The sequence below is a fragment of the Bradyrhizobium genosp. SA-4 str. CB756 genome (genome assembly GCF_000473125.1).
GTDB lineage: Bacteria > Pseudomonadota > Alphaproteobacteria > Rhizobiales > Xanthobacteraceae > Bradyrhizobium > Bradyrhizobium arachidis.
Window position 1 is genome coordinate 2,555,463 of sequence record NZ_KI421499.1, and the last position, 22,258, is coordinate 2,577,720.

Sequence of the window (22,258 nt, forward strand, 5' to 3'; positions counted from 1 at the left end):
CTTTGGGCGGCTGCTGTCTCGGCCGTGCCATGCCCAGTTCGCGGCCGACCGTGTCCCGCCTTGAGTCCCCTGCCGATTCCACGATTCGACGGCGTCGTAACCGCGAAGTCGCGTTGTTCCGCGCGCGCCGCCTCAGGTGAGGAATTTCGAGGGCAAACGGAACCGGTTAAAAAAATATCAATAAAAACAATGACTTGCAGAAGCCGTCGCGATCACATCTGCGTGTTATTTGTGCAACACTCTCCGGGAAACGCGCTGCATATGCCCGTTTCGGTGCGTTCTCTTGTTGTGTGTGCAAGGTCGTTCGGTAATTGTGACCGAGCGACGGAGGGGGGCATCCCGAGGTCGTCCCGTTTAGGTCATTCGCTTAAGTCCCTCGCGTTCATGCGGGTGTGTCCGAAGGCGCGAAGGAGCCGAAAGCGGTGATTTAGAGGGGGTTGGGGCATTGGCCGTCCGGTCAGTGACCTTCCCTGAAGAGCAACTTGGAGGTTTAACATGAAGTTGGTTAAGAGCCTTTTGCTCGGCTCAGCGGCGGGTCTGATCGCCGTGGGCGGAGCGCAGGCGGCTGATCTGCCCGTGAAGGCCAAGGCGGTCGAATACGTGAAGATCTGCTCCCTGTACGGTGCCGGATTCTACTACATCCCGGGCACTGACACCTGCATCAAGCTGGGTGGTTACCTGCGCGCCGAAGTCGCGCTGGGCACCAACTCGGACTTCACCCTGAACCAGAACGTCTCGACCCAGGGCGCCAACGGTGCACGCAACCGTCTGACGAACTACTACACGATGCGCGCTCGTGAAGACCTCAACATCGACACGCGCACCGCGACCGAGTACGGCGTTGTCCGTACCTTCTTCGACGGCGTGTTCTCCTGGACCACCGGCAACTACGTCGGCACCGGCAGCGCGACCGGTGGCACCCAGTACAGCGGCACGCTAGGCATTAATACCCCGGTCGGTGCAGCTGCTCCGGCTCTGTTCGGCTCGGGCGGTGGCGCGGTCAACCAGACCGACGGCAACACCTCGGGCGGTTCGCTCGGCGTGTACTATGCCTTCATCCAGTTCGCCGGCTTCACCATGGGTAAGGCGGTGTCGCAGTTCGACGCGCCCTGGACCAACTATCCCGGCAACAACTTCGACGGTCTCGTCGGTGGCTCGGGCACGGTCACCGGTGTCAACCAGTTCACCTACACCGCTGACTTCGGTCAGGGCGTGACGGCAGCCTTCTCGGCTGAAGACGCCACCCAGTACTATCAGGCTGGTAACATCAACCTGACTGGCGCAACTGCGGCTGGCATTTTCGGCGGTGCTGTCGGCAGCAATGCCATCGGCGGCAGCAGGTCGCCGAACCTCGTCGGTATGGTTCGTGTCGACCAGGCTTGGGGCATGTTCCAGGCGTCGGTCGCTGCGCATGACAACCACGTCGGTTACTACGGCACGTCCGAAGTCACTGGTCACCCCGACGACAAGTGGGGCTGGGCGGTTCAGCTCGCTCTGTCGATCAAGAACATCCCGACCGGTGCGGGTGACGTGATCAACGTGTCGGCCGTCTACACCGACGGTGCGACCCGCTACAACTTCCAGAACCTCGCGGGCAGCACGTATGTGATGTACGGCAGCTCGGGCCTCGCCGGCGCTTACGGCAGCCTCGCGGCTGTCACCGCTCCGGACACCGTGTACGTCACGGGTGGCCAGCAGGAGACGATCAAGACCTGGGGCTTCCGCGGTGCTTACACGCACAACTGGGATCCCTACTGGAACACCGCGATCTACGGTGCCTACGCTCAGGCGCAGTTCGGCTCGGGGGCCAAGACCTTCCTCTGCGGCGCTGGTGGCCTGCTCACCGTCGGGCAACCTGGTCTTACGGGTTGTAACCCCGACTTCAACGTCGGGCAGGTGGGTATCATCACCCGCTGGACCCCGGTCAAGAACCTGACGTTCTCGGCCGACTTGGCCTGGACCAACATCGACCAGAAGTACACAGGTACAATTGCGGCGGGGCTGGCCGCTGTTCCCGCCAAGCCGGCTGCGACCTACGAGGTCAAGGACCAGAACTCGCTCGTTCTGCTCCTCCGCGCTCAGCGCAACTGGTAAGTTCGGTCTAACGACCTGACAGAGAGCCCCGGCGGGAAACCGCCGGGGCTTTTCTTTTGACGGTCTTTTCTTGGGCGAGTGCAGGGCGAGCGCTGCGGGTGAGCGTGCGGCAATGTTGTGAAGACACTGCCTCCTACGAAAGAAGCCGCCAGGTGAGGCGGCCTCAGACGTTCCGAACGGCAAGCGTCGTCATTTCAGATCGAGAGCTCGGCAGTAATAGGAGCTCTCAACACTGGTCCAGCCTCGCTCCATCCTGTTGCTTTGGCATTCGTAGAAGGTCTTGAAGCCCAGAACGTTTCTGCAGTTCTGGAACTGCGGCACCCGACAGGGAGCATCCGACCCAGGGGCCGTTGCCGGTTTGGGCTGCGACTTTGATCGGGGCGGCGCTCAACGGGCCGATCGACATGGAGACAACGGCAAGAGCGGACACGGCCAACGTCTTCATCGCTTCCTCCTTTTCTTGTTGCTTGGGACAGCTGATTTCTGTCCCGGAGGCGATGCTACCAGAGCGCGCGTGGAGCGTCTTACTCAATCCAGACAGAGATAGTGATTGACGTTGGCGTGCTTCCCCTCAAGGGAAGGGGGCGCTATTCGACGCTGCCGGTGCCGCGGCGCAAATCGGCCTCGATCTGCAACCGCGTGCCGCCGCCGAAGCGGGCGCGGTAGACCTGAAGGTTCTCCATGATCCGCTGCACGTAGTTGCGCGTCTCGGAAAACGGAATCAGCTCGACCCAGTCGACCGCGTCCACCTTGGGGTCGCGCGGATCGCCGTAACGGTCGATCCACTTCTTCACGCTGCCGCGGCCGGCATTGTAGGCGGCAAAGGTCATGATGTAGGAGCCGCGATAATCCTCGAGCAGGCCGCCGAGCTCGGCCGAGCCGAGCGTGGCGTTGTAGACCGAATCGTTCTTCAGCCGCGCCAGATCGTAGGTCGCCCCGTGCCGCTTGCAGACATAGCGTGCGGCGTCCGGCGTCACCTGCATCAGCCCATAGGCCTGCGCCGGCGAGACCACCGACGGGTTGAACGCGCTCTCCTGCCGCGCGATCGCGTAGACGATGCTGCGCTCGACCTCGGGGCCGATCGGCGTGAAGTGCGGAATGCCGTTGACGGGATAAGCGTAGAAATCGAACGGCAGGCCGCGGTTGAGCGCGGCCTTGCCGAGCAGAAGCATGCCGCGCGCGTCGCTGTAGCGCTGGGTGAGCTCGCCCAGGCCCGCGAGCGCTTCGGGATCGCCGTTCTCGCCCATGTCGGCGAGCAGAGGCACGGCGAGCTCGCGCTCGTCGAGTTCGTAGAGCAGCTGCGCGGCGCGCACGATCTCCAGCCGCTCGGCGCCGCGGCCGCGCGGCTGGCTGTTGAGCTCGATCTGGGGCAGGCCGAGCTTGGCGCGTGCGAGCTGGCCGTAATAGCTGGTCGATTGCTCGGCCGCGCGGGCATAGGCGTTGCGCGCCTCCTGTTGACGGCCCGCGGCCTCCGCGGCGCGGCCCTGCCAATAGCCGGCGCGCGCCAGCGTGGTCGGATTGACGCTGCCGACGCCAATGCGGGCGAAATGCTGGGCGGCGGTCGTGGGGTCGTTGAGGAAGCGCAGCGCGATCCAGCCCGCGGTGAACTCCTGCTCGGTCTTGTAGATGTCGCGCGAGGGCAGGGCCGCATCGCGCGCAATCAGATAGGCGCTGCGGAATTCCTCGGTGTCGATCATCTTGCGTGACAGGAGGCGCCGCTCGATCCACCATTCGTCGAGATTGTAGAGCCGGCCCGGGTCCTTCGGTGCCGACAGCATCAGCTGGGCGGCTTCCGCAAACTTCTCCTCGCGGCGCAGAAGCTGGATCTTGCTGAAGATGAAGCCGGGATCGTTGTGCAGCTCGCGCGGCACGGCGTCGAGCAGCGCGCGTGCGTTCGGTGCTTTCTTGACAGCGGCGATGCGGGCCTTGGCCAGCGCGACATAACCGGCGCCGAGGCGCTTGGCCGCGCGCATCGCGGCCTCGTTCTCGCTGCCGTAGAGCAGCGTATCCATCCGCGCCTTCTGATCGCCCGGCGTCACCAGCGCGCCGAACTGGTCGAGCGCGTTGTTCTCGGTCTCCTCCGACATCGGATCGCTGCGCCAGGCCTCGCGCACCAGCCGCTCGGCATTGGCCCGATCGCCACGCGCCAGCATCGCCTTGGCGAGCGTGAAGCGGCCCTTGGCGGAGATCGGCGACTCGTTCTCGAACCAGGACCAGGCAACGGAATCGTCGCGCCTGTCGTCCCACATCGCGGCCTCGAGGCGGCGGCGCAGGAAAGTCTGCGACGGCCAGCTCGGATTGGCGGAGAGGAAGGCGCGGTAGCGCTCGACGCTCGCGCCATTGTCCTCGCTGCGCAGGATGACCCATTCCGCGAGCTTTCGCGCGACAGGGTCGGAGATGGAGGCGGCGTAATTGGTGGCATCGCCCGCCTTGCGCTTGCGCACGAGCTCGATGACGGTCTCCAGCGTGTCCTTGTCGGCTTGCGACGTCGAGGAGGTCGCAGCGACCGCGGCCGGCGTCACCGGCTTGCGCGGCGCGGCATGCTGGCGCGTCGCAGGAGCAAGCACGGGCGCAGCGATCGGTTTGACGGGCGCGGGGGCAGTCGGCCTGATCGTGGCTGTCGCGGCCGGCGCGGGTGCGGCTTTGGGCGACGAGGTGCCGGCGGTCGGCGTCGATTTCGGTGCGGGCGCAGCTGCAGCGGCAGGCTTGGGCTTGTCCTTGAGCTTGTCCTTGGGCTTGTCTTTCGCAGGTTCCTTGCCGGCGCTCTTGCCTGCATCCTTGGTCGGCTTCTTCGCGGCATCCTTGGCAGGGGTGTTCGCCGCGCCCTTGCTCGCGCCCTTGGCTGTGTCCTTCGAACTGTCCTTGCCGGTTCCCTTGTCTGGTCCTTTGGCAGGTGCCTTCGGGCTGTCCTTGGCGGCGGGCTTAGCAGTGTCCTTGGCGGTGTCCTTGGTTCCGTCCGTGGCCGTCTCATTGGACTTGGCGAGGGCGGCGCAGCCGACCGACAGCCCTGCCGTCAGGCACAGAACCAGGCCAATGGATCGCCACGTGGCAGGCGGAAGGGAGATCACGGCGTTTCGTCGCCCCCGAATCAGTCAGTTGGCTCAAGATCTAGCTGTATTTGATTGAATATGCGGACAAAATACCAACAGCCGCTTACCTCCGCCCGATTTGCACCAGCACCGCGGCAAAATCGCGGCCTAAACGGTGCGTCCCGCGGAAGCAGGTCTTTTACCGGCGGGATAGACCCGATATGTATGGGGCTTGCTCTCAAGAGATCGCCGCGTACGGAGGAAGTCCATGGCAGCCAAGACGAAATTCCGGGGGTCGTTCACCGCCTTGGTCACGCCGTTCAAGAACGGCTCGCTGGATGAGGCGGCGTTCCGCTCGCTGGTCAACTGGCAGATCTCCGAGGGCACCAACGGCCTCGTCCCGGTCGGCACCACCGGCGAGAGCCCGACGCTGAACCATGACGAGCACAAGAAGGTGGTCGAATGGTGCATCGCTGAAGCCAAGGGCCGCGTGCCCGTCGTTGCGGGCGCCGGCTCCAACTCGACCAAGGAGGCGATCGAGCTCTCCCAGCACGCCGAGAAGGCGGGCGCGGACGCCGTGCTGGTCGTCACGCCCTACTACAACAAGCCGACCCAGGAAGGCCTCTACCAGCACTTTAAGGCGATCAACGACGCGATCGGGATTCCGATCATCATCTACAACATTCCGCCGCGCTCGGTGATCGACATGTCGGTCGACACCATGAAGCGGCTGTGGGAGCTGAAGAACATTGCAGGCGTCAAGGACGCAACCGCCAGCATGGTGCGCGTGTCGCAGCAGCGCGCGGCGATGGGAGAGGATTTCAACCAGCTCTCGGGCGAGGATGCCACCATCCTCGGCTACATGGCCCATGGCGGCCACGGCTGCATCTCGGTGACCTCGAACGTCGCGCCGCGCCTGTGCGCGGAGTTCCACGCCGCCTGGCAGAAGGGCGACACCAAGGCAGCGCTCGCGATCCACGACAAGCTGATGCCGCTGCACAACAACCTGTTCATCGAGAGCAATCCGGCGCCGATCAAGTACGCGATGTCGCTGCTCGGCAAGTTCGACGAGACGCTGCGGCTGCCGATGGTTCCGGTCTCCGAACCGACCCGCGCCGCGGTGCGCAGCGCCATGGTGCATGCCGGCCTGATCAATTGACGCGGTGACAATTCGGGGGAGCCGTCCATGAGCGCCGACGAAAAGGGCAGGCAGATGCTCAAGGAGTTCCGCGAATTCGCCATGAAGGGCAACGTCGTCGACCTCGCGGTCGGCGTCATCATCGGTGCGGCCTTCGGCGCCATCGTCACGTCGCTGGTCGGCGACATCATCATGCCAATCATTGGTGCGGCGACCGGCGGCCTCGACTTCTCGAACTACTTCGTCCCCTTGTCGAAGACCGTGACCGCCACCAACTTAGCGGATGCGAAAAAGCAAGGCGCGGTCCTTGCTTACGGTAGCTTCCTGACGCTGACGATCAACTTCATCATCATCGCCTTCGTGCTGTTCCTGGTGATCCGCGCCATGAACACGTTAAAGCGCAAGGAAGAGACCAAGCCCGCGGAGCCGCCGAAGCCGGCGGAAGAGGTCGTGCTGCTGACCGAGATCCGCGATCTCCTCAAGAAGTGACGCACGCACTTCACCCAAACTGTTAGCTTTGCTGCCCATCTCGATCAGGTTTGACTCCAGGTTTCACTCGCATGGCCGATAAGAACGAACGTCCGATCAAGGTCATGGCGGAAAATCGCAAGGCCCGCTTCAACTATGCGATCGAGGACACGATCGAAGCGGGCATTGCGCTGACCGGCACCGAGGTGAAGTCGATCCGCAACGGCAAGAGCACGATCGCCGAGTCCTACGCGGACTCGAAGAACGGCGAGATCTGGCTGATCAACGCCACCATTCCCGAATATCTCCAGGGCAACCGCTTCAACCACGAGCCGAAGCGGCCGCGAAAGCTGCTGCTGCATCGCAGGCAGATCAACAAGCTGATGGGCGCGGTCGATCGCGAGGGCATGACGCTGATCCCGCTCAAGCTTTACTTCAACGAGCGCGGACGGGCCAAATTGCAGCTCGCGGTTGCAAAGGGCAAGAAGCTGCACGACAAGCGCGAGAGCGAGAAGAAGCGCGACTGGAGCCGCGAAAAGGGCCGCCTGATGCGGGCGAGGGGATAGCGTCAAAGGGATAGCGGCAAGAGGACGGGATGTCTCAGAAGAACCTGCTCGAGGTCGATTGGAGCCAAATTCCCGCGCCGGCCGATGACGGCGGCGCTGCGCACCTCACGGGCATGACGCTGCCGGCGATCACCCTGCTCGCGACCGACGATACGTCAGTGACGTTGTCGGCGCTGTCAGGCCGAACCGTGGTGTTCGCCTATCCGCGCACCGGCGAGCCCGGCAAGATCGCGCTGGTCGACGATTGGGACATGATCCCGGGCGCACGCGGCTGCACGCCGCAGACCTGCGCTTTCCGCGATCTGTTCGCCGAGCTGAAGGCGGCCGGCGCCTCGCAAGTGTTCGGCCTCTCGACCCAGAGCAACGAATACCAGACCGAGATGGCCTCGCGGCTGCATCTGCCGTTCCCCGTGCTCTCGGACGAGAAACTGGCGCTCACGCGCGCCCTGAAGCTGCCGACCATGGAGGTCGCAGGGCTGACGCTGATCAAGCGCCTCGCGCTGATCATCGACGATGCCCGCATCACGCACGTGTTCTATCCGGTGTTCCCGCCCGACCGGAACGCCGGCGACGTGCTCGACTGGCTGAAGGCGCATCCCGCCAAGGGATAGTGGTTAGTCGAGATCCGCCTTCACCTTCGCGAACACGGACCGGAACATGTCAGGCGTCAGCACGCCGGTGTTCGTGTTGTAGCGCGAGCAGTGATAGCTGTCGTAGAGCCTGAGCGCGCCGGCCTGATGCACGGCGCCGTGGCCGAACGGGGCCTGCGAGCCTTTCAGACTCAGCGGCTTGAGCACGGTGTCGTGCGCAATCCGTCCGAGCGCGACGATCGCGCGCAGGTTCGGCATGGTCGCGAGGTTGGCGGCGAGAAACTGGCGGCAGGTGTTGATCTCAACCGGCAGCGGCTTGTTCTGCGGCGGAACGCAATGCACGGCATTGGCGATCCGGCAGTCGATCAGCTTGAGACCGTCATCGGGACGGGCCTGATAGCTGCCCTTGGCAAAGCCGTATTCGAGCAGCGTGGCGTAGAGCAGGTCGCCGGCATAGTCGCCGGTGAAGGGGCGGCCGGTGCGGTTGGCGCCCTGCATTCCCGGGGCGAGGCCGACGATCAGCAGGCGCGCCTTGATGTCGCCGAAGGGCGGGACCGGCGCGTTGTGCCATAACGGCTCGCGCGCCCGGTTCGCCTCGCGAAAGGCGACCAAGCGCGGACAGAGCGGACAATCACGGTTGGGGACGACGGTGAGAGGCTGGCGGCTCGACCGGGCCGCCTCACTCCTCGAAGTCGTCATCGCCCCTCGGCGCCATCGTGGTTGCGCGCTGGAGGAATTGCGGGGCGTGGTGGCGTCCCTCGCCACGCTCGCCGCGGTCACGCGGGGCGGGGCGTTCGGACGGGTCGCGGCCGAGCTTGGACTGGAGCTCGACGAGGTCGGTGAAGACGTCGGCCTGGCGGCGCAGCTCGTCGGCGATCATCGGCGGCTGGCTGGCGATGGTGGAGACCACGGTGACCCGCACGCCGCGGCGCTGGACGGCCTCGACCAGGGAGCGGAAGTCGCCGTCACCAGAGAACAGCACCATCTGGTCGATGTGCTCGGCGAGCTCCATGGCATCCACCGCGAGCTCGATGTCCATGTTGCCCTTGACCTTGCGGCGGCCGGAGGCGTCGATGAATTCCTTGGTCGCCTTGGTGACGACGGTGTAGCCGTTGTAATCCAGCCAGTCGATCAGCGGACGGATCGAGGAATATTCCTGATCCTCGATGATGGCGGTGTAGTAGAACGCCCGCAGCAGCGTCCCGCGGCTCTGAAACTCCTTCAGCAGGCGCTTGTAATCGATGTCGAAGCCCAGGGTTTTCGCGGTGGCATAGAGATTGGCCCCATCGATGAAGAGCGCGATCTTGTTGGTAGGGGAAGGTGACATTCAGTTGCTCGCGTAGTGTTCGTGATTGATCGTTTATTGTTGGCGCGGCGGCAGCACGCCGCGCACTTCTAAAGTGCTGCCGAAGCCCGTCGAAACCGCAAATCCGGAGAAGTCGGGGCAATCAAGGTATAGTTATGGCGATCGTGCATACACCCGGCGCTGCCCCGTCCGACAGCCCGGAAAATCACTCGACCCAGCCCCAATGTGGGGGTAGCAGAGCCGTTTGGCGAGGCCAAATCACAATTTGGCCTTGCGAAACCGCCCCGGCCCCTATAACTAGCCCCGATCATCCACATATTTCGTCCCACCCACAACGGAGCGACAGTCCATGGCTCGCGTCACCGTAGAAGATTGTATCGACAAGGTCGACAACCGGTTTGACCTGGTCCTGCTGGCGGCCCACCGTGCCCGCATGATTTCGTCCGGTTCACAACTAACGGTTGATCGCGATAACGACAAGAACCCTGTTGTGTCTTTGCGCGAAATTGCCGACACGACCATCTCGCCGGAGGACCTCCGCGAGGAGCTGGTGCACTCGCTCCAGAAGTTCGTCGAGGTCGACGAGCCCGAGCCGGACACCGTGCCGCTGATCGGTTCCGCCGGCGCCAGCGTCGATGCGGACGATACCGAAGTTGCCGTCGAACGAATGACCGAAGAGGAGCTCCTGAAGGGTCTCGAAGGCCTCGCGCCGCCTGAGGAGCAGCCCGAGGAAGACGAGTAGATCGTCCCATCGCAGTCATCGACTTCTTGTGATCTTATCAAAGGCCCGAACCGTTGTTCGGGCCTTTGCTTTTGTTGGCGTTTTCGTGGTTACCATAGCGTTGCCGGTTCGCGCCGCGGCCTGTCCTCGAATTGATCGGGACGCGCGCGGGATCGGAGCTAAGATGTATACAACGGGCTCTCGTGGTCCGTTCGAAGGCAGGATGGCATGGTGTATCGGCGCCGCAGACCAACGCAGATGCTGGCCGCAACCGAATCGGTTGCCGTGGCCCCGACTGCGCCGGTGGCCCGTCCAGCCAAGCCCCGCGCGCGCATGATGCGTCAATATGACCTCGTCGAGCGCGTCAGGTCCTACAATCCCAACACCAACGAAGACCTGCTGAACCGCGCCTATGTCTACGCCATGAAGGCGCATGGCTCGCAGACCCGCGCCTCGGGCGATCCCTACTTCTCGCACCCGCTCGAAGTGGCGGCGATCCTCACCGACCTCAAGCTCGACGACGCCACCATCGTCGCCGCGCTGCTGCACGACACGATCGAGGACACCGAGGCGACGCGGGCCGAGATCGACCAGATCTTCGGCCCGGAGATCGGCGCGCTGGTCGAGGGCCTGACCAAGCTGAAGCGGCTGGAGCTGGTGTCGCGCGAGGCCAAGCAGGCCGAGAACCTGCGCAAATTGTTGCTCGCGATCGCCGACGATGTCCGCGTGCTGCTGGTGAAGCTCGCCGACCGCCTGCACAACATGCGCACGCTCGATTTCGTGCCGACCGAATCGCGCCGCCGCATCGCCGAGGAGACGCTCGACATCTATGCGCCGCTCGCCGGGCGCATGGGCATGCAGGAGATGCGCGAGGAGCTGGAGGACTTGTCGTTCCGCACCCTCGATCCCGAAGCCTATTCGGTCGTGATGCAGCGGCTGGACGCGCTGGCCGAGCGCAACCGCAATCTGATCGGCGAGATCGAGGACCAGCTCTCCAACAATCTGCGCCATCGCGGCTTGGGGGCGCGGGTCTATGGCCGGCGCAAGAAGCCATTCTCGATCTGGACCAAGATGGAGCGCAAGTCGGTCGGCTTCGAGCAATTGTCCGACATCTTCGGCTTTCGCCTCGTCGTCAACGACATCGAGTCCTGCTATCGCGCGCTCGGCATCGTACACACCACCTGGCCGGTCGTGCCGGGACGCTTCAAGGACTACATCTCGACGCCGAAGCAGAACGACTACCGCTCGATCCACACCACCGTGATCGGGCCCGGCAACCAGCGCGTCGAGCTCCAGATCCGCACCGAGGCGATGGACCAGATCGCCGAGCGCGGCATCGCCGCGCACGTGTTCTACAAGGAGGGCGTCGGTTCGCCGACCGAGTTCCTCAAGCGCGAGTCCAACGCGTTCGCCTGGCTGCGCCACACCATCGGCATCCTCTCGGAGAGTGCCAATCCGGAAGAATTCCTTGAGCACACCAAGCTCGAGCTGTTCCACGACCAGGTGTTCTGCTTCACCCCCAAGGGCAAGCTGATCGCGCTGCCGCGCCATGCCAACGTGATCGACTTCGCCTATGCGGTGCACACCGACGTCGGCAACAGCGCTGTGGGGTGCAAGATCAACGGCAAGTTCGCGCCGCTGTCCTCGGAGCTCCAGAACGGCGACGAGGTCGAGGTGCTGACCTCGGAAGCGCAATCGGCGCCGCCATCGGCCTGGGAGACGCTCGCGGTCACCGGCAAGGCGCGCGCCGCGATCCGCCGCGCCACGCGCACCGCCGTGCGCGATCAATATGCCGGTCTCGGCCGCCGCATCGTCGAGCGCCTGTTTGAGCGCGCCAAGATCGAATATGCCGACGACAAGCTCAAGGGCGCGCTGCCGCGGCTGGCGCGCACCTCGATCGAGGACGTCATGGCGGCCGTCGGCCGCGGCGAGATCAAGGCCTCCAACGTCGCGCGCGCGATGTACCCCGACTACAAGGAGGAGCGCGTCGCACGCTACGGCGTCAAGAAGGGCCTTGCCGCCAAGCTCAAGGACAAATCGTCCGAGCCGCCGCGCAGCCCGGTCGCGATCCCGATCCGCGGCATCAATTCCGACCTGCCGGTGAAGTTCGCGCCAAACGGCGGCGCCGTGCCAGGCGACCGCATCGTCGGCATCGTCACGCCGGGCGAGGGCATCACGATCTATCCGATCCAGGCGCCCGCGCTGAAGGATTTCGAGGAGGAGCCGGAGCGCTGGCTGGACGTCCGCTGGGACATCGAGGACACCGCGCCGCAGCGCTTCCCGGCCCGCATCAAGGTCGAGAACGTCAACGAGCCCGGCGCGCTGGCGCAGATCGCGACCGTGATCGCCGAGCACGACGGCAACATCGACAATATCAGCATGCAGCGCCGCTCGCCCGATTTCACGGAAACGACGATCGATCTCGAAGTCTACGACCTCAAGCATCTGAGCGCGATCCTGGCCCAGCTCCGTGCCAAGGCGGTCGTTGCCAAAGTCGAACGTGTTAATGGATGACTCGTCGTTGCCGGGCTTGACCCGGCAACCCATCTCTTCAAAGAAGATGGATGCGCGGGTCGAGCCCGCGCATGACGGGTTGAGAAATGTCACTTCGTGAGTCCTGAAATGCCCGCATCTCCGCTCCGCCTCGGCGTCAATATCGACCATGTCGCGACCGTCCGTAATGCGCGCGGCGGCCGCCATCCCGATCCGGTGCGCGCCGCGCTGCTGGCGATCGAGGCCGGCGCCGACGGCATCACCGCGCATTTGCGCGAAGATCGCCGGCACATCCGTGACGAGGACATGGCGCGGCTGAAGGCCGGGATCTCCAAGCCGCTGAATTTCGAGATGGCGGCGACCGACGACATGATGCGCATCTCGCTCGCCACCAAGCCGCACGCGGTGTGCCTGGTGCCCGAGCGCCGCCAGGAGGTGACGACCGAAGGCGGGCTTGATGTGGTCGGCCAGCACAATGCGCTCGCGCCCTATATCGCGCGGCTGAACGATACCGGCATCCGCGTCTCGCTGTTCATCGCCGCCGATCCTGCCCAGATCGAGATGGCGGCGCGGCTGCGTGCGCCCGTGATCGAGATCCACACCGGCGCCTGGTGCGACGCCGTCGTCGACGGCCACACCGACAAGGCGGAAGCCGAATGGCAGCGGATCGTGGCGGGGGCGAAGCTCGCAAAACAAGCCGGGCTCGAGGTTCACGCCGGCCACGGTCTCGACTATGCGACGGCGGAGAAGATCGCTGCCTTGCCGGAGATCATGGAGCTCAATATCGGCTACTACATGATCGGCGAGGCGCTGTTCGTCGGCCTCGCCGAGACGGTGCGCAGCATGCGCGCGGCGATGGATCGCGGCCGGAGCCGGGCATGATCATCGGCATCGGCTCCGACCTGATCGACATCACCCGCGTGGCCAAGGTGATCGAGCGCCACGGCGAGCGCTTCCTCGACCGCATCTTTACCGCGGCCGAGCGGGCCAAGGCGGAGCGGCGCGCCAAGAGCGAGAGGATGGTGGTGGCGACCTACGCCAAGCGCTTCGCGGCCAAGGAGGCCTGCTCGAAGGCGCTCGGCACCGGTATCAGGCGCGGCGTGTGGTGGCGCGACATGGGGGTGGTCAACCTGCCGGGCGGGCGGCCGACCATGCAGCTGACCGGCGGCGCGCTGGCCCGGCTCGAGGCCCTGACGCCGGAGGGATTCGAGGCAAGAATCGACCTGTCGATCACCGACGACTGGCCGCTCGCCCAGGCCTTCGTCGTCATTTCGGCTGTCCCGCTGGTCAAGCCCTGACCGTTCCGCGCCCATTTTATAATTCATATTAAAAATCAATATCTTATGCGATTTTGATGCGATCCTTGATTGCGTGGCCTCCGACAACCGTCTAAAAGTTCGCGGACGCAAATCAGGCTGGGCGAATTCGGCTTTACGCCGGAATTGGCCCTCATTATCAGAATCAGGACAATCTCCTTGGGCTGCGAGCGATGGGCTGTTCGCGGGAGGAGGGCGCTCTGTGACCGCCGGCCGGAATTGAGAGAGCAATGAGCGTGACTTCGGGAACGAAAACTGAGAGCGGCGTCGGCGAAACGATCCGGGTCGTGATCCATGCTCTCCTGATCGCGCTGGTGATCCGCACCTTCCTGTTCCAGCCCTTCAACATCCCGTCCGGCTCGATGAAGGCGACGCTGCTGGTCGGCGATTACCTGTTCGTCTCGAAATATTCCTACGGCTATAGCCACTACTCGATCCCGTTCTCGCCGCCGCTGTTCTCGGGACGAATCTGGGGCGCGGACCCGAACCGCGGCGACGTCGTCGTGTTTCGCCTGCCGAGGGAAGACTCCACCGACTACATCAAGCGCGTGATCGGCCTTCCCGGCGACCGCATCCAGATGAAGGACGGGCTGCTCTACATCAACGACGTCCCGGTGCAGCGCGAACGGCTGAGCGACTTCGTCGGCGAAGATCCTTGCAGCTCGTCCGACACGGAGCGGGTCACGACGGCACGGGTGAAGCGCTGGAAGGAAGTGCTGCCGAACGGCGTCTCCTACGAGACCCTCGATTGCGTCGACAACGGCTTCTACGACAGCACCAGTGTCTACACCGTGCCGCCCGGCCATTTCTTCATGATGGGCGATAATCGCGACAACTCGACCGACAGCCGCGTGCAGTCGGCGGTGGGTTACGTGCCGCAGGAGAACCTGATCGGCCGCGCCCAGATGATCTTCTTCTCGATCGGCCAAGGCGAGCATGCCTGGATGTTCTGGCGCTGGCCGTGGTCGGTGCGCTGGAATCGCTTCTTCAAAATCGTCCGATGAAAGACGAAGCCAAGGACATCGCGACCCAATCGATCGAGGCGCAAGCCGCTCCCGAGGGCGAAGCTGCGACGAAGACGCCTGCCAAGAAGAAGCGGGCGCGGAGCAGCAAGAAGGACAAGGCCAAGGCGGATGCCAACGCGGCGCTCGAGGCGCGCATCGGCCACGGCTTCACTGACCCGAACCTGTTGATGCAGGCGATCACGCATGTCTCGGCGCTCAAGTCGGGACGCAAGCGCGGCGACAGCTATCAGCGGCTGGAATTCCTCGGCGACCACGTGCTCGGCCTCGTCGTCTCCGACATGCTCTATCACGCCTTCCCGAACGCCGATGAAGGCGAGCTGTCCAAGCGGCTCGCCGAGCTCGTGCGCAAGGAGAGCTGCGCCGATGTCGCAAAATCGCTTGGCCTGCTCGACGACATCAAGCTGGGGTCAGTCGGATCCAGCGCCGATGCGCGGCTGCGCAAATCCATCTTGGGTGACATCTGCGAAGCCGTGATCGGCGCCATCTTCCTCGACGGTGGTCATGCGGCGGCGGCCGAGTTCGTCAAGCGCAACTGGACCGAGCGCATGCACAAGCCGCGGCGGCCCTTGCGCGATCCCAAGACCGTGCTGCAGGAATGGGCGCAGGGCAAGGGACTGCCGACGCCGGTTTATCGCGAGGTCGAGCGCACCGGCCCGCATCACGATCCGCAATTCCGCGTCGCCGTCGACCTGCCCGGACTGGCGTCGGCCGAAGGCGTCGGCGGCAGCAAGCGTGCGGCAGAGAAGGTGGCGGCCTCGGTCATGATCGAACGCGAAGGCGTTGGCGGCGGCAATGACGGCTGAAGCAAGCGGCGAGGCGCCGACCGCGACGCGCTGCGGCTTCGTCGCGCTGATCGGCGCGCCCAATGTCGGCAAGTCCACGCTGGTCAATGCGCTGGTCGGCGCCAAGGTGACGATCGTCTCGCGCAAGGTGCAGACCACGCGCGCGCTGATCCGCGGCATTGTCATCGAGAACAACGCGCAGATCATCCTGGTCGACACGCCCGGTATCTTCTCGCCCAAGCGCCGGCTCGATCGCGCCATGGTCTCGACCGCCTGGAGCGGGGCGCATGACGCCGATCTCGTCTGCGTGCTGCTCGATGCCAAGACCGGCATCGACGAGGAGGCCGAGGCGATCCTCGCCAAGGCGGCAAGCGTCAATCACGACAAGATCCTCGTGATCAACAAGGTCGACCTGGTCCAGCGCGAGAAGCTTTTGGCGCTGGCGCAGGCCGCCAACGAGCGGATGAAGTTTGCCAAGACCTTCATGATCGCGGCGATCTCGGGCGACGGCGTCGACGACATCCGCACGACGCTCGCCGAGATGGTGCCTCCGGGTCCGTTCCTCTACCCCGAGGACCAGATGTCGGACGCGCCGATGCGGCAGTTGGCGGCCGAGATCACGCGCGAAAAGATCTATCAGAAGTTGCACCAGGAATTGCCCTACCAGTCCACGGTCGAGACCGACAAGTGGGAGGAGCGCAAGGACCATTCGGTGCGCATCGAACAGACGATCTTCGTCGAGCGCGAGAGCCAGCGCAAGATCGTGCTCGGCAAGGGCGGCGCCACCATCAAGTCGATCGGCGCGGACTCGCGCAAAGAGCTGATGCAGATCCTGGACGTGCCGGTGCATCTGTTCCTGTTCGTCAAGGTGCGCGAGAACTGGGGCGACGATCCCGATCGCTACCGCGAGATGGGCCTGGACTTTCCCAAAGAATAACCAAGAAAAGATCGGTATCTGATGAGCGTGCCCAGCAATGTCCGGCGCTTCGAAGCGCTGCTCTATGCGTCACTGATGCTGGATGCCTTGTCGGTCGCGGTGCAGGACCGCACGCCCAATGCCGAGATGACCGAGCAGATGATCATGACGGCGACCCTGCTCGCCGGCGTGATGATCTTGCTGCTGGTCTATTTCGTCTGGCTGGCGGCGCGTTGGCGCAAGAACTGGCCGCGCTGGGTGCTGGCGGCAGCACTCGTTCTCTCGGTGATCTCGCTCGGCCAGATCATCGGCGAGAAGGGCATGGAGCTCGACAGCGCCATCGAGATCGTCTCCTGCGCGCTGACGGCGATCGGACTGTATTTCTCCTTCACCGGCGACGCGCAGGGCTGGTTCAACGCGTGACTCTCGCGCAGTGCCGTAGGGTGGGCAAAGGCGCGCTCTTGCGCGCCGTGCCCACCATCATCGCGCCGTAGATCAAAATGGTGGGCACGCTTCGCTTTGCCCACCCTACGGCCTCCCGAAATGCGCTAGACTTCCTCCATGGAATGGACCGACGAAGGCATCGTGCTGGGCGTGCGGCGGCATGGCGAGTCCAGCGCCATTGTCGAGCTCTTGACCCGCGCGCACGGCCGGCATCTCGGGCTCGTGCGCGGCGGCGCCAGCTCGCGGCTGCGGCCGCTCTTGCAGCCCGGCAACAGCGTCAGCGCGGTGTGGCGGGCGCGGCTCGACGAGCATCTCGGAACCTATGCGATCGAGGGTCTGAAGCTGCGCGCGGCCACGCTGCTCGGATCGTCCCATGGGGTCTATGGCGTCACTCATCTCGCCTCGATCGCGCGGCTGCTGCCGGAGCGCGACCCGCACGAGGATATCTTTGCGCTGCTCGAGCATTCGCTCGACGATTTCGACGACATCGGCAGCGCCGCCGTGCATCTCATTCATTTCGAGCTGGCGATGCTCGCTGAGCTCGGCTTCGGGCTGGCGCTGGAGAATTGCGCGGTGACGGGGGAGACCACGGACCTGATCTACGTCTCGCCCAAATCCGGCGGCGCAGTATCGCGCGGCGCGGGCGAGCCGTGGCGCTACCGGCTGCTGCGCCTGCCGCCGTTCCTGCGCCACGGCGAAGCCGCGAGCGAGCTCACCGAGCAGGACCTTCAGGACGGCTTCCGCCTCACCGGCCTGTTCCTGCTGCGCCATGTGCTGGAGCCGCGCGGGCAGGGCCATTCCGACGCGCGCGCGGGCTTCATCAACGCCCTGATGCGGCAGCAGGCGAAGGCGGCAATTCCGGCGCCATGAGCGAAGCGGGAGGCAGGCTTACCCTTCGACATGGGTTCTCACGGAACCAAATCGCCCCGATCGAGTTCCGTCTCGCAGGGTTCCACAACGGGGACAGCCTAAATGTTGATCAGGGGATTTGCCTTGTCTGCGGCGCTGGTCGCGCTCGCGCCTGAAGCAACGGCCGGCGAACCGCAGCCGGGCGTGTTTCGGCGCGCCTCCTGCACCGTCGTCCGGTACTATGTGGCCAAATATTCTGCTGCAGCCGCAGAGACATGGGCGCGATCCCATGGTGCCACGGAAGCCGAGATCGAGGCCGCCCGCCGCTGCCTGACCAACGTGCCAGCCCCGGCTAAGACCACGACCCCGCCCGTGACCGCCGGCTGGGCTGGGCAATAGGCTGCCCACAAGGAACCATTCGATCCTTGCCCGATTCGCTTCCACGGTTTAACCGGGCGGCATGGGAAAGCGAATCGTTCCGCCGGAAGAACCGGCCGAAATTCACGAGGTGCCGCTGCGTGAGGCGCTCGAAGAGCGCTATCTCGCTTATGCGCTCTCCACCATCATGCATCGCGCGCTGCCGGACGCGCGCGACGGCCTGAAGCCGGTGCACCGGCGCATCCTCTACGGCATGCGCCTGCTCCGCCTCGACCCCGGCACGGCCTTCAAGAAGTCCGCCAAAATCGTCGGCGACGTGATGGGCTCGTTCCATCCGCATGGCGACCAGGCCATTTACGATGCCATGGTGCGTCTCGCGCAGGATTTCTCCTCGCGCTACCCGCTGGTCGACGGCCAGGGCAATTTCGGCAATATCGACGGCGATAACCCCGCCGCCTACCGCTACACCGAAGCGCGCATGACCGACGTCGCGCGGCTTCTGCTCGAGGGCATCGACGAGGACGGCGTCGAATTCCGCGCCAACTACGACGGCCAGTCGAAAGAGCCGGTCGTGCTGCCCGGCGGCTTCCCGAACCTGCTCGCCAACGGCGCGCAAGGCATCGCGGTCGGCATGGCGACCTCGATCCCGCCGCACAACGCCGCCGAGCTGTGCGACGCCGCGCTGCATCTGATCGAGAAGCCTGACGCGAAGTCCAAGGCGCTCTTGAAATGGGTCAAGGGCCCGGATTTCCCGACTGGCGGCATCTGCGTCGATTCCAAGCAGGCGATCGCTGAAGCCTACACGACCGGCCGCGGCTCGTTCCGCGTCCGCGCCAGGTGGTCGCACGAAGAGGGCGCGCGCGGCACCTGGGTCGTCGTCGTCACCGAGATTCCGTTCCTGGTGCAGAAGTCGCGCCTGATCGAGAAGGTCGCCGAGCTGCTGGACCAGAAGAAGCTGCCGCTGGTCGGCGACATCAGGGACGAGTCGGCCGAAGACGTCCGCATCGTGATCGAGCCGAAGTCGAAGAACGTCGATCCCGCGTTGATGATGGAATCGCTGTTCCGGCTCACCGAGCTCGAAAACAAGATTCCGCTGAACCTGAACGTCCTGATCAAGGGCAAAATCCCGAAGGTGGTGGGACTCGCCGAGTGCTTGCGCGAATGGCTCGACCATTTGCGCGACGTGCTGATCCGCCGCAGCAACTACCGCAAGGCGCAGATCGAGCACCGCTTGGAGGTCCTCGGCGGCTTCCTGATCGCCTATCTGAACATCGACAAGGTGATCAAGATCATCCGCACCGAGGATGAACCGAAGCCGGCGTTGATCAAGGCGTTCAAGCTCACCGAGGTGCAGGCTGAAGCCATCCTCAACATGCGCCTGCGCTCCTTGCGCAAGCTCGAGGAGATGGAGATCCGCACCGAGGACAAGAACCTCCGCGCCGAGCTCAAGGGCATCAACGCGGTGCTCGCCTCGGAAGCCGAGCAATGGAAGAAGGTCGGCGAGCAGGTCGGCAAGGTCCGCGACATGTTCGGGCCGAAGACGCCGCTCGGCAAGCGCCGCACCACCTTCGCCGATGCGCCCGAGCACGATCTCGCCGCGATGGAGGAGGCCCTCGTCGAACGCGAACCGGTGACGGTCGTCGTCTCCGACAAGGGCTGGATCCGCACCATGAAGGGCCATGTCGAGGATCTCTCGGGGCTCGCCTTCAAGCAGGACGACAAGCTCGGCTTCGCCTTCTTCGCCGAGACGACCTCGAAGCTGCTGTTGTTTGCCACCAACGGCAAATTCTATTCGCTCGATGTCGCGAAGCTGCCCGGCGGCCGCGGTCACGGCGAGCCGATCCGCCTGTTCATCGATCTCGAGCAGGAGGCCGCGCCCGTCGCGCTGTTCGTCAACAAGGGCGGACGCAAATTCCTGGTCGCCAGCCACGAGGGCCAGGGCTTCGTCGTCAACGAGGACGACTGCGTCGGCACGACGAAGAAGGGCAAGCAGGTCCTCAACGTCGACATGCCGAACGAGGCGCGCGCGATCACCGAAGTGCTCGGCGACACCGTCGCGGTCATCGGCGACAACCGCAAGATGCTCGTGTTCCCGCTCGAGCAGGTGCCGGAGATGGCCCGCGGCCGCGGCGTGCGCCTGCAGAAGTACAAGGATGGCGGTCTCTCGGATATTGCCGTGTTCGACGCCAAGGCGGGCTTGACCTGGAAGGATTCTGCGGGGCGCGAGTTCAGCGCGAGCATGAAAGATCTCGCCGAATGGCAAGGCACCCGCGCCGATGCCGGCCGCCTACCGCCGAAGGGCTTCCCGAAGTCGAACAAGTTCGGCAGGGGGATCGGGTAGGGCGCAGGCCGTCGCCACACCACTGGTGTCATGCCGCGAGGCGGCGCGGCATCCGGTACGCCGCAGCGCTCGGTTCGATCACGCCGGTCTCGGAATATTGGGTCGCCCGGTCAAGCCGGGCGACGACAGCGAGCATTTAGCCCGCAAACGCGTGGCAGATAGTCGTGAGCGCATACGTGCTTCCGCCGTATGGGCACGAACATTGCTTTTTGCTGGCGACTGCAAACGTTTCAGTCAAAAGGCAAGAAACCACCAATGTTCAAACTGAAGGCCTTTATTCCGGCGCTGCTCGGACTTGCGCTGGTGGCGCCGGCGCATGCGGCGGGCAATCTCGTCGCTGTGCTCGAAGCGGAGATCGTCACGCTCGATCCGCATTTCTCCACGGCCTATATTTCGCGCACGTTCGGCTACATGGTGTTCGACACGCTGTTCGCGAAGGACTCCAAGGGCGAGATCAAGCCGCAGATGGTCCAGGACTGGAAGGTCTCGTCCGATGGCCTGACCTATACGTTCACGCTGCGCGATGGCCTGAAATGGCATGACGGCCAGCCGGTGACGGCGGCCGACTGCGTGGCCTCGCTGCGCCGCTGGGGCACGCGCAGCGCGCTCGGCCGCCGCATCCTTGCGATCACGGCCTCGCTCGAGCCGACGGACGCAAAGACCTTCGTACTGACGCTGAAGGAGCCGTCCGGCCTCGTCATTGACGCGCTCGGCAATCCCGTCAGCCCGGTCGCCTTCATGATGCCCGAGCGCATTGCGAAAACGCCCGGCGACCAGCGCATCACCGAGATCATCGGCTCCGGCCCGTTCGTCTACAGCAAGGCCGATCACCGCACCGGTGACCGCATGATCCTGAAGAAGTTTGCCGACTATGTGCCGCGCGCCGAGCCCGCCGACTTCCTCGCCGGCGGCAAGCGCGTCAACATCGATACGCTCGAGATCCGCGTCATTCCCGATGGTGCGACCGCCGCCTCGGCGCTGCAGGCCGGCGAGGTCGACTTCATGCAATACGCGCCGTTCGATCTGCTGCCGCAGCTCGAGAAGAGCTCCCGCGTCAAGCTTGTCAATTTCACCGGCGGCAACATGTTCGCGGGCGCCTATCGCCTCAACGCCGCCTCCAAGCCGTTCGACGATCCCGCCATCCGGCGCGTGCTGTGGAAGCTGGTCGATCAACGCGAAGTGCTGGATGCGCTCGGGCTCGACGCCAAATATGCCACGCCTTGCGCGACCTACTTCACCTGCGGCACCACATACGAGAGCAAGGCCGGCATTGAAGCCGCCGCCAAGCCGTCGATCGAAGCGGCGAAGGCTGCGCTGAAAGCGACCAAATATGCCGGCGAGCCCGTCGTCGTCATGGAAGCCAACGATCTCGAAGCCCCGCGCGTCTCGGCGCAGGTTCTGGCCGAGCGGCTCAAGCAGGCAGGGTTCAATGTCGACCTGCAGGTGATGGACTGGGCCAGCGTGCTGGCGCGCCGCGCCAAGAAGGAGGGCTGGAGCGTCTACGGCGTCCACGCCGGCGCTACGACCTGGGCTCGCCGCTCACCAACGTCATGGTCGCTTTCAATTGCGCCGACTTCACCGGCTGGCAATGCGACGCGCGCATCACCCCTCTGATGGAAGCCTTCGCCAAGGCGCCGGCCGAGGAGGATCGCAAGAAGATCGCTTCCGAGATCCAGGCCGTCATGTACGATCAGGCGCCGGCGATTCCGTGGGGCCAGTTCGCCCAGCCGGCGGCCTATCGTGCCGAGTGGCGCAACCTGATCCCGTCCGCCATCCCCGTGTTCTGGAACGTTGAGAAGTAA

General features: G+C 64.6%; 21 protein-coding genes. 18 read left to right on the plus strand and 3 right to left on the minus strand.

All coding sequences use genetic code 11. The annotated features are described in order from the left end of the window. Window positions 1–495 precede the first annotated feature (495 nt). The gene (locus tag BRAGE_RS0112605; protein ID WP_027559609.1) at window positions 496–2,094 is read left to right on the plus strand and encodes a porin; all 1,599 of its coding nucleotides are present in this window, start codon (window positions 496–498) and stop codon (window positions 2,092–2,094) included. A 587-nt stretch (window positions 2,095–2,681) separates the two neighbouring features. Here the strand turns inward: BRAGE_RS0112605 and BRAGE_RS0112615 are convergent. Further along, entirely contained in the window at window positions 2,682–5,162 is a 2,481-nt protein-coding gene (locus BRAGE_RS0112615) for a lytic transglycosylase domain-containing protein (RefSeq protein WP_027559608.1), read from the minus strand. Window positions 5,163–5,391: 229 nt separating this feature from the next. Between BRAGE_RS0112615 and dapA the strand changes: the two genes are divergently transcribed. The 4 genes from dapA to BRAGE_RS0112635 all read left to right on the plus strand — a co-directional run bounded on the left by dapA (window position 5,392) and on the right by BRAGE_RS0112635 (window position 7,906). Next, complete coding sequence (dapA, locus tag BRAGE_RS0112620; protein ID WP_027559607.1) at window positions 5,392–6,282, plus strand: 4-hydroxy-tetrahydrodipicolinate synthase; 891 nt, start codon at window positions 5,392–5,394, stop codon at window positions 6,280–6,282. Between the two features lie 54 nt (window positions 6,283–6,336). Further along, window positions 6,337–6,750, plus strand: coding sequence for a large conductance mechanosensitive channel protein MscL (gene mscL, locus BRAGE_RS0112625; protein WP_027559606.1), 414 nt, complete (start codon window positions 6,337–6,339; stop codon window positions 6,748–6,750). A gap of 71 nt (window positions 6,751–6,821) precedes the next feature. After that, a complete protein-coding gene (smpB, locus tag BRAGE_RS0112630; protein ID WP_024341117.1) occupies window positions 6,822–7,295 on the plus strand; it encodes an SsrA-binding protein SmpB in 474 nt (157 codons plus the stop codon). 29 nt (window positions 7,296–7,324) lie between these two features. Further along, window positions 7,325–7,906, plus strand: a complete 582-nt coding sequence (locus BRAGE_RS0112635; protein WP_027559605.1) for a peroxiredoxin — start codon at window positions 7,325–7,327, stop codon at window positions 7,904–7,906. 3 nt (window positions 7,907–7,909) lie between these two features. On the opposite strand, the gene BRAGE_RS0112640 is transcribed toward BRAGE_RS0112635, so the two are convergent. Both BRAGE_RS0112640 and BRAGE_RS0112645 read right to left on the minus strand, forming a co-directional pair. Next, window positions 7,910–8,584, minus strand: coding sequence for a uracil-DNA glycosylase (locus BRAGE_RS0112640; RefSeq protein WP_027559604.1), 675 nt, complete (start codon window positions 8,582–8,584; stop codon window positions 7,910–7,912). After that, entirely contained in the window at window positions 8,565–9,212 is a 648-nt protein-coding gene (locus BRAGE_RS0112645; RefSeq protein ID WP_018644573.1) for an NYN domain-containing protein, read from the minus strand. The genes BRAGE_RS0112640 and BRAGE_RS0112645 overlap by 20 nt, the downstream gene beginning before the upstream one ends. Window positions 9,213–9,540: 328 nt before the next feature. Here BRAGE_RS0112645 and rpoZ point away from each other — a divergent pair, with 328 nt between their 5' ends. From rpoZ to BRAGE_RS56790, 13 genes are all read left to right on the plus strand, one after another. Further along, window positions 9,541–9,933: a DNA-directed RNA polymerase subunit omega gene (gene rpoZ, locus BRAGE_RS0112650; RefSeq protein ID WP_008133017.1), complete on the plus strand. Its 393-nt coding sequence runs from the start codon at window positions 9,541–9,543 to the stop codon at window positions 9,931–9,933. 207 nt (window positions 9,934–10,140) lie between these two features. Continuing rightward, on the plus strand, window positions 10,141–12,426 hold the full coding sequence (locus tag BRAGE_RS0112655; protein ID WP_027559603.1) for a RelA/SpoT family protein: 2,286 nt from the start codon (window positions 10,141–10,143) through the stop codon (window positions 12,424–12,426). Window positions 12,427–12,534: 108 nt separating this feature from the next. Continuing rightward, the gene (locus tag BRAGE_RS0112660) at window positions 12,535–13,287 is read left to right on the plus strand and encodes a pyridoxine 5'-phosphate synthase (protein WP_027559602.1); all 753 of its coding nucleotides are present in this window, start codon (window positions 12,535–12,537) and stop codon (window positions 13,285–13,287) included. Next, window positions 13,284–13,703 carry a holo-ACP synthase gene (gene acpS, locus BRAGE_RS0112665; RefSeq protein WP_027559601.1) on the plus strand — a complete coding sequence of 140 codons (420 nt, stop codon included), beginning with the start codon at window positions 13,284–13,286 and terminating at the stop codon, window positions 13,701–13,703. The genes BRAGE_RS0112660 and acpS overlap by 4 nt, the downstream gene beginning before the upstream one ends. A 248-nt stretch (window positions 13,704–13,951) precedes the next feature. Then, window positions 13,952–14,725: a signal peptidase I gene (gene lepB, locus BRAGE_RS0112670; protein WP_027559600.1), complete on the plus strand. Its 774-nt coding sequence runs from the start codon at window positions 13,952–13,954 to the stop codon at window positions 14,723–14,725. Next, on the plus strand, window positions 14,722–15,549 hold the full coding sequence (rnc, locus tag BRAGE_RS0112675; RefSeq protein WP_027559599.1) for a ribonuclease III: 828 nt from the start codon (window positions 14,722–14,724) through the stop codon (window positions 15,547–15,549). Before lepB ends, rnc begins: the two co-directional genes overlap by 4 nt. Continuing rightward, window positions 15,539–16,465 carry a GTPase Era gene (era, locus tag BRAGE_RS0112680; RefSeq protein WP_027559598.1) on the plus strand — a complete coding sequence of 309 codons (927 nt, stop codon included), beginning with the start codon at window positions 15,539–15,541 and terminating at the stop codon, window positions 16,463–16,465. Before rnc ends, era begins: the two co-directional genes overlap by 11 nt. A gap of 21 nt (window positions 16,466–16,486) precedes the next feature. After that, entirely contained in the window at window positions 16,487–16,867 is a 381-nt protein-coding gene (locus BRAGE_RS0112685; protein WP_027559597.1) for a hypothetical protein, read from the plus strand. A 138-nt stretch (window positions 16,868–17,005) separates the two neighbouring features. After that, on the plus strand, window positions 17,006–17,758 hold the full coding sequence (gene recO, locus BRAGE_RS0112690) for a DNA repair protein RecO (protein WP_027559596.1): 753 nt from the start codon (window positions 17,006–17,008) through the stop codon (window positions 17,756–17,758). 102 nt (window positions 17,759–17,860) lie between these two features. After that, window positions 17,861–18,136 (plus strand): hypothetical protein, encoded by a 276-nt coding sequence (locus BRAGE_RS0112695; protein WP_027559595.1) that lies wholly within the window; start codon window positions 17,861–17,863, stop codon window positions 18,134–18,136. Window positions 18,137–18,197: 61 nt separating this feature from the next. Further along, window positions 18,198–20,456 (plus strand): DNA topoisomerase IV subunit A, encoded by a 2,259-nt coding sequence (gene parC, locus BRAGE_RS0112700; protein WP_027559594.1) that lies wholly within the window; start codon window positions 18,198–18,200, stop codon window positions 20,454–20,456. Between the two features lie 255 nt (window positions 20,457–20,711). Continuing rightward, window positions 20,712–22,070, plus strand: coding sequence for an ABC transporter substrate-binding protein (locus BRAGE_RS48500; protein WP_231164042.1), 1,359 nt, complete (start codon window positions 20,712–20,714; stop codon window positions 22,068–22,070). Further along, on the plus strand, window positions 22,070–22,258 hold the full coding sequence (locus BRAGE_RS56790) for a hypothetical protein (protein ID WP_231164041.1): 189 nt from the start codon (window positions 22,070–22,072) through the stop codon (window positions 22,256–22,258). The genes BRAGE_RS48500 and BRAGE_RS56790 overlap by 1 nt, the downstream gene beginning before the upstream one ends.